General features: G+C 71.8%; 12 protein-coding genes. 4 read left to right on the top strand and 8 right to left on the bottom strand.

The window, feature by feature from the left end:
- Positions 1-27: 27 nt before the first annotated feature.
- Positions 28-1569 (bottom strand): FAD-binding oxidoreductase, encoded by a 1542-nt coding sequence (locus tag ACIHAR_RS32410; protein ID WP_400022909.1) that lies wholly within the window; start codon positions 1567-1569, stop codon positions 28-30.
- A 153-nt stretch (positions 1570-1722) separates the two neighbouring features.
- The gene (locus tag ACIHAR_RS32405) at positions 1723-1914 is read right to left on the bottom strand and encodes a hypothetical protein (protein WP_365466502.1); all 192 of its coding nucleotides are present in this window, start codon (positions 1912-1914) and stop codon (positions 1723-1725) included.
- Positions 1915-2081: 167 nt separating this feature from the next.
- On the opposite strand from ACIHAR_RS32405, the gene ACIHAR_RS32400 reads away from it, so the two are divergent.
- Both ACIHAR_RS32400 and ACIHAR_RS32395 read left to right on the top strand, forming a co-directional pair.
- Positions 2082-2918, top strand: coding sequence for a hypothetical protein (locus ACIHAR_RS32400; RefSeq protein ID WP_400022908.1), 837 nt, complete (start codon positions 2082-2084; stop codon positions 2916-2918).
- 148 nt (positions 2919-3066) lie between these two features.
- The gene (locus ACIHAR_RS32395; RefSeq protein ID WP_400022919.1) at positions 3067-3234 is read left to right on the top strand and encodes a hypothetical protein; all 168 of its coding nucleotides are present in this window, start codon (positions 3067-3069) and stop codon (positions 3232-3234) included.
- A 24-nt stretch (positions 3235-3258) separates the two neighbouring features.
- On the opposite strand, the gene ACIHAR_RS32390 is transcribed toward ACIHAR_RS32395, so the two are convergent.
- Positions 3259-3618, bottom strand: a complete 360-nt coding sequence (locus tag ACIHAR_RS32390; protein WP_365466539.1) for a metal-sensitive transcriptional regulator — start codon at positions 3616-3618, stop codon at positions 3259-3261.
- A gap of 245 nt (positions 3619-3863) precedes the next feature.
- Here ACIHAR_RS32390 and ACIHAR_RS32385 point away from each other — a divergent pair, with 245 nt between their 5' ends.
- Positions 3864-4484 (top strand): DUF47 family protein, encoded by a 621-nt coding sequence (locus ACIHAR_RS32385; protein ID WP_365466497.1) that lies wholly within the window; start codon positions 3864-3866, stop codon positions 4482-4484.
- A gap of 7 nt (positions 4485-4491) precedes the next feature.
- Complete coding sequence (locus ACIHAR_RS32380; protein WP_365466495.1) at positions 4492-5490, top strand: inorganic phosphate transporter; 999 nt, start codon at positions 4492-4494, stop codon at positions 5488-5490.
- Positions 5491-6801: 1311 nt separating this feature from the next.
- Here ACIHAR_RS32380 and pstB read toward each other — a convergent pair.
- From pstB to ACIHAR_RS32355, 5 genes are all read right to left on the bottom strand, one after another.
- Positions 6802-7578 carry a phosphate ABC transporter ATP-binding protein PstB gene (gene pstB / locus ACIHAR_RS32375; RefSeq protein ID WP_384657352.1) on the bottom strand — a complete coding sequence of 259 codons (777 nt, stop codon included), beginning with the start codon at positions 7576-7578 and terminating at the stop codon, positions 6802-6804.
- Between the two features lie 39 nt (positions 7579-7617).
- A complete protein-coding gene (gene pstA / locus ACIHAR_RS32370) occupies positions 7618-8679 on the bottom strand; it encodes a phosphate ABC transporter permease PstA (protein ID WP_365466492.1) in 1062 nt (353 codons plus the stop codon).
- The gene (gene pstC / locus ACIHAR_RS32365) at positions 8676-9689 is read right to left on the bottom strand and encodes a phosphate ABC transporter permease subunit PstC (RefSeq protein ID WP_400022907.1); all 1014 of its coding nucleotides are present in this window, start codon (positions 9687-9689) and stop codon (positions 8676-8678) included. Before pstC ends, pstA begins: the two co-directional genes overlap by 4 nt.
- Positions 9690-9822: 133 nt before the next feature.
- The gene (pstS, locus tag ACIHAR_RS32360; RefSeq protein ID WP_365466488.1) at positions 9823-10953 is read right to left on the bottom strand and encodes a phosphate ABC transporter substrate-binding protein PstS; all 1131 of its coding nucleotides are present in this window, start codon (positions 10951-10953) and stop codon (positions 9823-9825) included.
- 812 nt (positions 10954-11765) lie between these two features.
- Positions 11766-12188, bottom strand: coding sequence for an NUDIX hydrolase (locus tag ACIHAR_RS32355; RefSeq protein ID WP_400022906.1), 423 nt, complete (start codon positions 12186-12188; stop codon positions 11766-11768).
- Positions 12189-12206: the final 18 nt, after the last annotated feature.

Here is a 12206-nt window from a genome sequence, read left to right as displayed (position 1 = left end):
CGGTTCCAGCCGTCGCACGACGGTGGTTCACAATCCCTGCGGGTGGCTGAAGAAGCCCTTCGGGTCGTACTGCTTCTTCAGCCGGGTCAGGCGGGGCAGGGCGTCGCCGTAGTAGGCCTTCTTCCAGTTCGTGAGGGTGGGGTCCGCGTAGTTCTGGTACGCGGCGCCCGAGGCGTACGGCTTCATGGCCAGGTGGGCCGAGGACAGCCAGGACTGGGCGGTCGTGCCGGTCGTACCGGCGCGCCAGGAGGCGAGGTACTGGGCCAGCATGCGGGAGCGGCGGTGGACGAACGCCGTGGCCGTGGGCGAGACGCGGTTCACCGCGCCGCCCAGCGCCGTGAGCGCGATGCTGCCCGAGCCGCCGCGGACGGTCGTCATCTGCTTCAGCAGTGTCCGGATGCCGGCCGCCGACAGCGAACGGTCGAAGAAGTCGGAGCGCGCCGCGTACGTCTCCCGGACCAGCTTGCCCTGCGGGGCGCGGCCCGGGGTCGGGCCCGGCAGGTGGCACTGTGCGTCGGTGGAGAAGGAGGAGCAGCCGGCGTAGATCTCCATGGCCTCCTCGTAGGAGCGGCGGCGCAGGGAGACGCCGGTGGCGGGGGCGCCGACGCGGTCGGCGAGGCGGTCCACCGCGTTCTGGAGCTGGCCGTAGGTGCCTATGCAGAAGGCGGCCACCGAGATCCTCGGTGATCCGCCGGGCGTGTTCGAGAGGTGGAGGGAGGACCAGATCTCGTCGGGCTGGGCCGGGCCCCACTCCTGCCAGGCCTTCACCACCGCGGCCGCCCTGGACCACGGCCAGGTGAGGTAGCCGGTCACGGCCTGCGGGGCCGGGTGGGTCCTGAAGTGCAGTTCCGTGACGACGCCGAAGTTCGCGTTGCCGGCGCCGCGCAGCGCCCAGAAGAGTTCCTCGTTCTGCGTGGCGTTCGCGGTGAGCTGCTTGCCGTCCGCCGTGACGATGGTCGCCTGGGTGAGGCTGTCGCAGGTCAGGCCGTACGCCCGGGAGACCACGCCGTGACCGCCGCCGAGGACCAGGCCGGAGACGCCGACCGTCGGGCAGGAACCCGCCGGGATGGTCACGCCCTTCGCGGCCAGCGCGCGGTAGACGTCGATCAGCTTGGCGCCGGCTCCGACCACGGCCGAGCCGCCGCTCGCCCGCACCCGGCTCAGCTTGGAGACGTCGAGGATCAGCCGGCCGTTGCCCGAGGACCAGCCGCCGTAGGAGTGGCCGCCGTTGCGGATGGCGACCTTGGTGCCGTGGGCGCGGGCGTACGCCAGGACGGTCCGGATGTCGTCGGTGTGGGCCACGTAGGCGACCGCGGCCGGCTTCAGGGTGTCGAAGCGGGTGTTGTAGAGCTGCCGGGCCGCGGCCCAGGACGCCTCTCCGGGGCGGATCAGAGGACCGTCGAGATCGCGGGCGAGGGCCGCCCAGTCGGCGGCGGCCACCGCGCTCGCGGTCTTGAGGGAGGTCTCGCTCGCGGAGGCGCCGCCACCGCCGTCCGTCGCCCTGCACGCGGCCGTCGCGACCGCCGCGACCGCGGCCGTTCCGCCTGCGATGAACGTACGCCGTTCCATGTCTGTCGTCCCTGCGCCTTCCTTCGGCTTCATGGCGCCTTCCTTCGGCTTCATGGAGCGAGACGGGAGCCGGGGGCGACGGGTTCCCGGGAAGGCGGAGGGAAGCGGCGCAAGCGGAAGGAAGCGGCGGAAGCACCAGGGAAGCCGAGGGCCTCAGTCGTGGGTGTGGCGCTCGGCGTCCGCCCGGGCCAGGCTTCTCGCCCTGCGCGCCGGGCCGCGCCAGCCGCAGGTGCAGCGGGCCAGACAGAAGGCGCCGTGTTCGACGGTCGAGGTGCGGTGGGGTTCCCCGTGGGCGGGTGCGGGGGCGGGGACGGAAGAGGGGGCCGAGCGCTCCTGCTGGGTCACATCGACAACGTTACCCAGCTGCGCTGAAGGGCTTGCATCGGCGGGGGCGGACGACCGCGCGCCCTCGGCCGCGCATGCCGGGGACGCGTGACGGGGTCCGCCCGGTCGTCGTTAGGCGGAACGACAGGGGGCCCGTGACGGACGTACCGGCTGGGGGTAGACAGGCGATGGCGGAGCGGCAGCAGCGGCGGTGGGGAACGGCGGTCGTCGCGGGGCTCATGGCCGGGATCTGCGCCGGTGCCGCCGGGTGCTCCGGCAACGGGGCCGCCGCCGAGGATGCCCGCCCGGCCGACCCGGTCGACGCGCTGCGCCGGGCCGCCGACACGCTGGTGGAGGCGGGCAGCTCGAAGGCGCGGACGTCGATGGAGATGGCCACCGGCGGGACCCGGGTGACCATCCGGGGGCACGGCGTCTACGACTACCGCCGGCAGCTCGGCCGGTTGCGGGTCGTCCTGCCGCAGGATCCGGCCGGGGCCAGCGAGCACCGGCCCATCACCGAACTCCTCACCCCCGGCGCCCTCTACATGAAGAACCGGGGCGCCGGGGTGCCCGCCGACAAGTGGGTGCGGGTGGACACGGCGACGCTGTCCGACGGCAATCTGGTCACCGGCGGCGCCACCGACCCGTACGCCGCCGCCGAGGTCCTGCGCGGGACGCGGACGGCGAGTTACCTCGGGAGGACCCGGCTGGCCGGGACCGAGGTGCACCACTACCGGGGGACGGCGGACCTGGCCGTGGCCGCCGCCGACGCCTCCGAGGGCGGGCGGGGATCGCTGGGCGCGGCGGCGAAAGGGTTCGCCACGGCCGTGGTGCCCTTCGACGTCTACCTCGACGACCAGGGCCGCATCCGCAAGGTCCGCCACCGCTTCAGCTTCGTCAACGGCCGCCAGAAGGAGGCCGTCGCGGTCGCCTCGACGACGCTGCTGTACGACTTCGGCGTCCCCGTCGACGTACGGCTGCCGGACGCACGGGACATCTACGCGGGGCGGATCGCCGAGGAGTGACCCGGCCGCTGCGGGTCGTCGAAGGGTCCGGGAGGGGAGGGGGCCGGACACGGGACGGGCGTGAGGACTAGCCCGTCCGTGCCATGCGCGGTATGGAGGCCGCTCCCTACTCTAGGAAGTCGGTGACGGCAGAGACGAGGTGATGCGCGTGGCTCCGGTCGGCGGTACGGCGGTTCAGGACCACGTGGCCCTCGCCGAGATCGAGCTGTGCGGAGAGTTGATCATCGCGGCCTCGGCGGCCGAGGAGCGGCTCAGTCTGGAGAGCATCGACGAGGTGCTGAGGGTGGCCGAGGAGCGGGACGCCTCCGGCGGGTGAGGGCCGCCGCCCCGGTCGCGCCGGTCACGTGCGCAGCAGGCGGCCGATGGCCTTCGTGGCCTCCTCCACCTTCGCGTCGATCTCGTCGCCGCCCTTGAGGGCCGCGTCGGCGACGCAGTGGCGCAGGTGCTCCTCCAGCAGCTGCAGCGCGAAGGACTGCAGCGCCTTGGTGGAGGCGGACACCTGGGTGAGTATGTCGATGCAGTAGGTGTCCTCGTCGACCATGCGCTGCAGGCCCCGGATCTGGCCCTCGATACGGCGCAGGCGCTTGAGGTGTTCGTCCTTCTGCTTGTGGTAGCCGTGCACCGTCGGGTGGCCTGATGCGGCCTCGGCGGGCGCGGGGGCGGCGGAGGGCGCCTGAGCGCCGGCCTCGGTGGTGGTCATCGCGTCCATCGCGTCCATGGCGTCCTCCAGACATATACCCCTACTGGGTATATCGTACCGAACTTTCGCGGGTATACGGCTTGTGGCCGCCCTTGCCGTGGGAGGCCTGTGGACTGGACCACTCGGCGGCCCCGCTGCCGGTCGCCGTACCCGATGGGCGACACTGGGGGACGGCCCATTAGCCGTGGCCGGATGATGCGCCTAGCATCAGCCTGACCGAAACCGATGCATCCCGAGGACCCCACGTGCGCTTTCGTCTGACCCCCAGGGAGACGAGCTTCTACGACATGTTCGCCGCCTCCGCGGACAACATCGTCACCGGCTCGAAACTCCTCATGGAACTGCTCGGGGCGGACACCGCCGGCCGGGCCGAGATCGCAGAGCGTATGCGGGCCGCGGAACACGCCGGTGACGACGCCACGCACGCGATCTTCCACCAGCTGAACTCCTCGTTCATCACGCCGTTCGACCGCGAGGACATCTACTCCCTCGCCTCGTCCCTCGACGACATCATGGACTTCATGGAGGAGGCCGTCGACCTGGTCGTCCTCTACAACATCGAGGAACTGCCCAAGGGCGTCGAGCAGCAGATCGAGGTGCTGGCCCGGGCGGCTGAGCTGACCGCCGAGGCCATGCCGAACCTGCGGACCATGGAGAACCTCACCGAGTACTGGATCGAGGTCAACCGGCTGGAGAACCAGGCCGACCAGATCCACCGCAAGCTGCTCGCCCACCTCTTCAACGGCAAGTACGACGCGATCGAGGTGCTGAAGCTCAAGCAGATCGTGGACGTCCTGGAGGAGGCCGCGGACGCGTTCGAGCACGTGGCGAACACCGTGGAGACCATCGCGGTCAAGGAGTCCTGACCTCCTCATGGACACCTTCGCCCTGGTCGTGACCATCCTGGTCGCGCTCTTCTTCACGTACACGAACGGCTTCCACGACTCCGCCAACGCGATCGCCACGTCGGTGTCCACGCGGGCCCTGACGCCCCGGGCGGCGCTGGCGATGGCCGCCGTGATGAACCTCGCCGGCGCCTTCCTCGGCTCCGGGGTCGCCAAGACCGTCAGCGAGGGGCTGATCCAGACGCCGGAGGGCTCGAAGGGGATGGGGATCCTCTTCGCGGCGCTCGTCGGCGCGATCACCTGGAACCTCGTCACCTGGTACTTCGGCCTGCCCTCGTCGTCCTCCCACGCGCTGTTCGGCGGCATGGTGGGGGCGGCGCTCGCGGGCGGCACGACGGTCTACTGGCACGGGGTGCTGCAGAAGATCGTCATCCCGATGTTCGTCTCGCCGCTGGTCGGTCTGCTCGCCGGCTACCTGGTCATGACCGCCATCCTGTGGATCTTCCGGCGGGCCAACCCGCACAAGGCGAAGCGGGGCTTCCGGATAGCGCAGACCGTGTCGGCGGCCGGAATGGCCCTCGGACACGGTCTGCAGGACGCCCAGAAGACGATGGGCATCGTGGTGATGGCGCTGGTCATCGCCGACGTCGAGGACTACGGCGATCCGATCCCGGTGTGGGTGAAGATCGTGTGCGCGGTGATGCTGTCGCTGGGGACCTACGCGGGTGGGTGGCGCATCATGCGGACGCTCGGCCGGAAGATCATCGAGCTTGATCCGCCCCAGGGGTTCGCGGCGGAGACGACCGGTGCGTCGATCATGTTCACCACGGCGTTCCTGTTCAAGGCGCCGATCTCCACGACGCATGTCATCACGTCGGCGATCATGGGGGTCGGGGCGACGAAGCGGATCAACGCCGTGCGGTGGGGGGTCGCCAAGAACATCGTTCTTGGCTGGTTCATCACGATGCCGGCGGCTGCGGTGGTGGCGGCGTGTGCGTTCTGGATCGTGAACCTGGCGTTTCTGTAGCGGGGTGTTTGCCCACCCGCCCGCCCGACTCGGTCGGCCGGGAGGGCGCCGTCCGGGGGCGCTGCCCCTGGGGCCCGGTTGGGGGGCTTCCGCCCGCTGGGCTGCCGGTTTTTGCCCACCCGCCCGCCCGACTCGGTTGGACGGAAGGGCGCCGTCCGGGGGCTCTGCCCCTGGGGCCCGGTTGGAGGGCTTCCGCCCGCTGGGCTGCCGCTTTTTGCCCACCCGCCCGCCCGACTCGGTTGGACGGAAGGGCGCCGTCCAGGGGCTCTGCCCCTGGGGCCCCGCCAGGGGGCTCCCGCCCCCTGGACCCCCGGCCTATGCCCACCCACCACCCGACTCGGTGGGACAAGAGGTGCTCCCCGGCGGCCAGGCCTTCGCCTCCCACCACCGCGACCCGCCCACCGACCGGAGCGGGTCGTGGTGGTGCGGCGCAGTCCGCCGCCTAGCTGGTCCCCACGCCGGACACCGTGGCAGCGGGCAGAGGGGCGCGACCAGCGGCGGACTCGCCGCGCCGCCGCGACCCCGACCCGCCCACCAGGCCTGGGGGTGCCCACCGGGCCGAGCGTCGCTCGTCGGGCCGAGCGTCGCCGTGCGGGGCCGCGCGTCGCCCGCCTGGCCGGGTGCCCGTCGGGCCGGGGGTCGCTCACCACGGGCCGGGGGTCGCCCGCCGGGCCGCGCATCGCCGTGCGGGGCCGCGCGTCGCCCGCCGGGCCAGGGGTCGCTCACCGGGCCGAGCGTCGCCCACCGGGCCGCGCGTCGCCGTGCAGGGCCCGCGCGTCGCCCGCCGGGCCGGGGGTCGCTCACCGGGCCGAGCGTCGCCCACCGGGTCGCGCGTCGCCGTGCAGGGCCCGCGCGTCGCCCGCCGGGCCGGGGGTCGCTCACCGGGCCGAGCGTCGCCCACCGGGTCGCGCATCGCCGTGCGGGGCCCGCGCGTCGCCCGCCGGGCTGGGGCCGCTCACCGGGCCTGGGGTCGCCCACCGGGCCGCACATCGCCGTGCGGGGCCCGCGCGTCGCCCGCCGGGCCGGGGGTCGCTCACCGGGACGCGCCTCGCCGTGCGGGGCCCGCGCGTCGCCCGCCGGGCCGGGGGTCGCTCACCGGGACGCACATCGCCGTGCGGGGCCCGCGCGTCGCCCGCCGGGCCTGTGGTCGCCCACCGGGACGCGCCTCGCCGTGCGGGGCCGGGCGCGCTGAAGGCTGTGCGTGGGGAAAGTTTGGGCCCGCCCCCCGGGAGCCAGGGGGCGGGCCTTTTGGGTCCTCGCGGTGGCACCGCCATGCAGCACCGCGAGGGGTTCAACGGAGGCGGGGCCGGTTCAGCCGAAGCGGCCGGAGATGTAGTCCTCCGTGGCCTGGACCGACGGGTTGGAGAAGATGCGTTCCGTTTCGTCGATCTCGATCAGCTTGCCGGGCTGGCCGACCGCCGCGAGGTTGAAGAAGGCCGTGCGGTCGGAGACGCGGGCGGCCTGCTGCATGTTGTGCGTCACGATGACGATCGTGAAGCGTTCCTTCAGCTCGCCGATCAGGTCCTCGATCGCGAGGGTCGAGATCGGGTCGAGGGCCGAGCAGGGCTCGTCCATGAGCAGCACGTTCGGTTCCACGGCGATCGCCCGGGCGATGCACAGACGCTGCTGCTGGCCGCCGGAGAGGCCCGAGCCGGGCTTGTTCAGGCGGTCCTTGACCTCGTTCCAGAGGTTCGCGCCCTTGAGGGACTTCTCGACGATGTCCTGCAGCTCGCTCTTCTTGTAGTTGCCGTTCAGGCGCAGGCCCGCCGCCACGTTGTCGAAGATCGACATGGTGGGGAAGGGGTTCGGGCGCTGGAAGACCATGCCGACCTCGCGGCGGACGGCCACCGGGTCGACGCCGGCGCCGTACAGGTCCTCGTCGTCCAGGAGCACCTTGCCCTCGACGCGGCCGCCCGACGTCACCTCGTGCATGCGGTTGAGCGTGCGCAGGAACGTGGACTTGCCGCAGCCGGACGGTCCGATGAACGCCGTCACCGAGCGCGGCTCGACGGTCATCGAGATGTCCTCGATCGCCTTGTGGGAGCCGTAGTAGGCGGTCAGTCCGCTCACATCGATTCGCTTGGCCATGTCTCTACTTCACTTCCAGTCTCGGTCGCCGGGCCGCGGTCAGCGACCGGTCTTCGGGGCCTTCCAGCGGGCGATGCCGCGGGCCACCATGTTGAGGATCATCACGAAGGCGATCAGCGTGAGCGATGCGGCCCAGGCGCGGTCGTAGGCCGCCTGGGAGCCGGCGCTCTGCGCGTACTGCTGGTAGATGTACAGCGGCAGCGACGCCTGCGCGCCCTCGAAGGGGTTGGCGTTGATGAAGGGGTTGCCGAAGACGAGGAGCAGGACCGGAGCCGTCTCGCCGGCGATGCGGGCCACGGACAGCATGACGCCGGTGATGATGCCGCCGATGGAGGTCGGGACGACCACCTTCAGGATCGTGCGCCACTTCGGGACGCCGAGCGCCAGGGAGGCCTCGCGCAGCTCGTTCGGGACGAGCTTGAGCATCTCCTCCGTGGAGCGCACGACCACCGGCATCATCAGGATCGCCAGGGCGAGCGAGCCCGCGAAGCCGAAGGGCTGCATGTCGAACATCAGCATGAGGCTGAGGATGAACAGGCCCGCGACGATCGACGGGATGCCCGTCATGACGTCCACGAAGAAGGTGACCGCCTTGGCCAGGTTGCCGCGGCCGTACTCCACCAGGTAGATCGCGGTGAGGATGCCGATCGGGGCGCCGATGAGGGTGGCGAGGCCGACCTGCTCCAGGCTGCCGAGGATGGCGTGGTAGATGCCGCCGCCCGGCTCGGAGTCCGCGACGACGCCCATGGAGTGCGTCAGGAAGTAGACGTCCAGGACCTTCACGCCGCGCTGGACGGTCGCCCAGATCAGGGAGGCCAGCGGGATGACGGCGAGGAGGAAGGCGACCCAGACGAGGGCCGTGGCGATGCGGTCCTTGGCCTGGCGGCGGCCCTCGACGCGGGCGGCGATGCCGTAGGTGGCGAGGACGAAGAGGAGACCGGCGATCAGGCCCCACTGGATGCGGCTGTGCAGGCCGGCCGCGAGGCCGATGCCGACGGCCACGGCGACCGAGCCGGCCGCGATGGCCCACGGGCTCCACTTGGGGAGGCTGGCGCCGCGCAGCGTGCCGGGGCGCTTGTCGGTGACGACGGCGTGGCTCATGCGTTGGCCCCCGAGTACTCCTTGCGGCGGGCGATGATCGCGCGGGCCGCGCCGTTGACCAGCAGGGTGATGACGAACAGGACCAGACCGGAGGCGATGAGCGCGTCGCGGCCGAACTCCGTCGCCTCGTTGAACTTGCTGGCGATGTTCTGGGCGAAGGTGCCGCCGCCGGGGTTCAGCAGGCTGGCGTGGATGTCGAAGTCGGGGGAGAGCACCGTGGCCACCGCCATCGTCTCGCCGAGGGCGCGGCCGAGGCCGAGCATCGACGCGGAGATCACGCCGGAGCGGCCGAAGGGCAGGACCGACATGCGGATCACTTCCCAGCGGGTGGCGCCCAGCGCCAGGGCCGCCTCCTCGTGCATCTGCGGGACCTGGCGGAAGACCTCGCGGCTGACGTTGGTGATGATCGGAAGGATCATGATGGCGAGCAGGATGCCGACCGTCAGCATCGAGCGCGGGGCGCCCTCGTCCCAGGAGAAGATCCCGGTCCAGCCGAGGTAGTCGTTCAGCCAGCCGAACAGGCCGTCGAGCTGCGGTACGAGGATCAGCGCGCCCCACAGGCCGTACACGATGGACGGCACGGCGGCGAGCAGGTCGATGACGTAGGCGATGGGGCCGCGCAGCCGGCGCGGGGCGTAGTGCGTGAGGAACAGGGCGATGGCGACGGCGATCGGAACCGCGATGACCATGGCGATGACCGAGGAGACCACCGTGCCGAAGGCGAGGACGGCGATGCCGAATTTCGGCGGTACGAGGTTGGTGTTCCACTCGAAGGCGGTGAGGAAGTTCGCCTCGTCCTTGCTGATGGCGAGGCTCGCGCGGTAGGTCAGGAAGACCGCGATCGCGGCCATGATCGCCAGCAGCAGGATGCCCGACCCGCGGGAGAGCGCGAGGAAGATCCGGTCACCGGGCCGGGTGGCGCCGCGGGCGGCGCGCTTCCGCTCGGCCGGGGTCGGCGGAGCGAGCGGGGGAGGGACTACGTCTGTTGGCTTCTGTGTGGAAATGTCCATGGATTCTCCGGTCTGCGGAGCCGCTCGGTACGGGCGGCTCGGGCGGGGCCGGGTGTGCGGGCGGCCCCTGGCGGCGGTGCACCGGACGGTGCGGTCCGGACCGGTCGTCCCGGCGCCGGACCGCACCTTCAGATCAGCTCAGGCCCTCGATGGTGGTGCGGACCTTGGCGATGATGGTGTCGGGGATCGGCGCGTAGTCGATGCCGGAGAGGATGCCCTGACCCTCCTCGCTGGCGATGTAGCGCAGGAACGCCTTGGTGGCGGGCAGGCTGTCGGCCTTGTTGCCCTTGTCGCAGACGATCTCGTACGTCACCAGGGTGATCGGGTAGGCGCCGTCGGCCTTGGTGGCGTAGTTGATCTTCAGCGCGAGGTCGCTGCCGGTGCCGACGACCTGGGCGTCGGCGATGGCCTTGGTCGCGCCGTCGGAGGAGGCCTTGACCGGAGCGGCGGCACCGGTGTCGATGGCGACCGTGCCCAGACCGTCCTTGGCGTACGACAGCTCCATGTAGCCGATGGCGCCGTTGGTCTGCTTCACGCCCTGGGCGACACCGGAGGAGCCGGCCGCGGACTGGCCGCCCTTGGCCTGCCAGGCCTTGCCGCCCTCGTAGGGCCAGTCGGCCTTGGCGGTGGCGATCAGGTACTTGGTGAAGTTGTCCGTGGTGCCGGACTCGTCCGACCGGTGGTACGGCTGGATCTTCAGGTCCGGGAGCTTGGCCTCGGGGTTGAGCTTCTTGATCGCAGCGTCGTTCCAGTTGGTGATCTTGCCGTCGAAGATCTTGGCGATCGTCGAGGCGTCCAGGACGAGGTTGTCCACGCCCGAGACGTTGTAGGCGACGGCGATCGGGCCGCCGACCATCGGCAGGTCGATGCCCTGGCCGCCGGAGCAGATCTGCTTGGAGGCGGTGATCTCCTCGGGCTTCAGCGCGGAGTCGGAGCCGGCGAAGGCGACCTGGCCCTGGGTGAACGCGGTGACACCGGCGCCGGAGCCGGAGCCCTTGTAGTTGACCTGGACGCCCTTGCAGGCCTGGGTGAAGTTCTTGACCCAGGCGTCGATCGCGTTCTTCTGCGCGGAGGAGCCGTCGGCGAGCAGCTGGCCCTTGGCGTCGTCGCACTTGATGGAACCGGCGGCGGGGGCCGCGGCGGACGTGTTGTCACCATTGCCGGAGCCGGTGTCGTCGGAGCCGCACGCCGTGAGGGCCAGGGCGCCGGAGACGGCGAGAGCACCGAGGGTGAGGGCCCGCCGGTTCATGCGCTGAAGCTTCACTTGAGGGAATTCCTTCCAGGAGCCGCCGTCCTGAATCCGGCGGCGTGCGCGAAGTCTTGGTGGCGCGAACGCGTCCGTCAGGTCGCGTGCCGCACCGCGTAAGGCTGAAATTAGGCAGATCAGGTGAAGCCGCCTACGGGCGCACATGAACGGGGGGTGAACCCCTGTGGACGGTGCGGTTAGGTCACGGAACGCTCACGTCGAGGCCACGGTGCGATGCCGGACGGGGCGTTCCCGCCGTCGGGACGCCCCGACCGGACGCCGTGTCGGGATGCCTTGTCGGGAGGCCTTGTCGGGAGGCCGTGTCGGGACGCCCTGTCGGGAGGCCGTGTCGGGAGGCGTTGTGCGGACGCCGTGTCCGGGGGAGGGGGAGGAGCGCGTCGGGCGCGGGCGGTGGTGGGCGCTTGACCAGGTGAGGGGTGGTGGCCGCGGGCGCAGGGGGTGGCGGCGGGCCGTGTCAGGGCGCGGGTGGTGGCGGGCGCGGGTGGTGGCGGCACACACGCGTCCGGGTGCGGGTGACTGCGGGCCGCGGGTGCGGGCGGTGGCGGCGGGCCGTGTCGGCGCGCGGGGGTTGTCGGCCGAGCCGCGGCGATGCACGCGGCGGACTGGACAGCGTGCGGGCCGGGCTGCTGCGGGTCGGACACGGTGCGGGCCGGGCTGCTGCGGGTCGGACACGGTGCGGGCCGGGCTGCTGCGGGCCGGACACGGTGCGGGCCGGAGACCTGCGAGCCGGGCTGACTGCGGACCGGACACCGCGCGCCGGGTTACCCGCGCGCCGGGTTACCCGTGGGCCGGACTACCCGCCGGCCGGGCTATGTCAGGTGCAGGGCGGACAGCAGGGCGTCCACGAGTGTGCGGTCCCTCGGCTGGGTGAGGCGGTTGCGGGCCGCCTTCGGAGACAGCCACAGGATGCGGTCCACCTCGTCGGTCGGGGTGAAACCGCCGGAGACCGCCTCGGCCGCCCAGTAGCGGACCTCCTTGGGGCGGCCCTGCGCGATGTAGCGGACCGTGGGGAGCGAGGCGCCCAGGCGTGGGGTGTACCCCGTCTCCTCGGCCACCTCGCGCACCGCCCCGGCCGGTGCGTCCTCACCGCGCTTCAGCTTGCCCTTGGGGTGGGACCAGTCGTCGTACTTGGGCCGGTGGACCAGACAGACCTCCAGGTCGCCGTCGGCAGGCGAACGGCGCCACAGGACGCAGCCGGCTGCCTGGACGGGGGTGTCGTGGGGGGAGCTCACCGGGGTCACCGCCTCCGT

The sequence above is a fragment of the Streptomyces sp. NPDC052016 genome (genome assembly GCF_044548445.1).
Taxonomy (GTDB): domain Bacteria; phylum Actinomycetota; class Actinomycetes; order Streptomycetales; family Streptomycetaceae; genus Streptomyces.
Note: the sequence above shows the minus strand (reverse complement) of the source record. Positions and strands in the feature narration are given on the sequence as shown.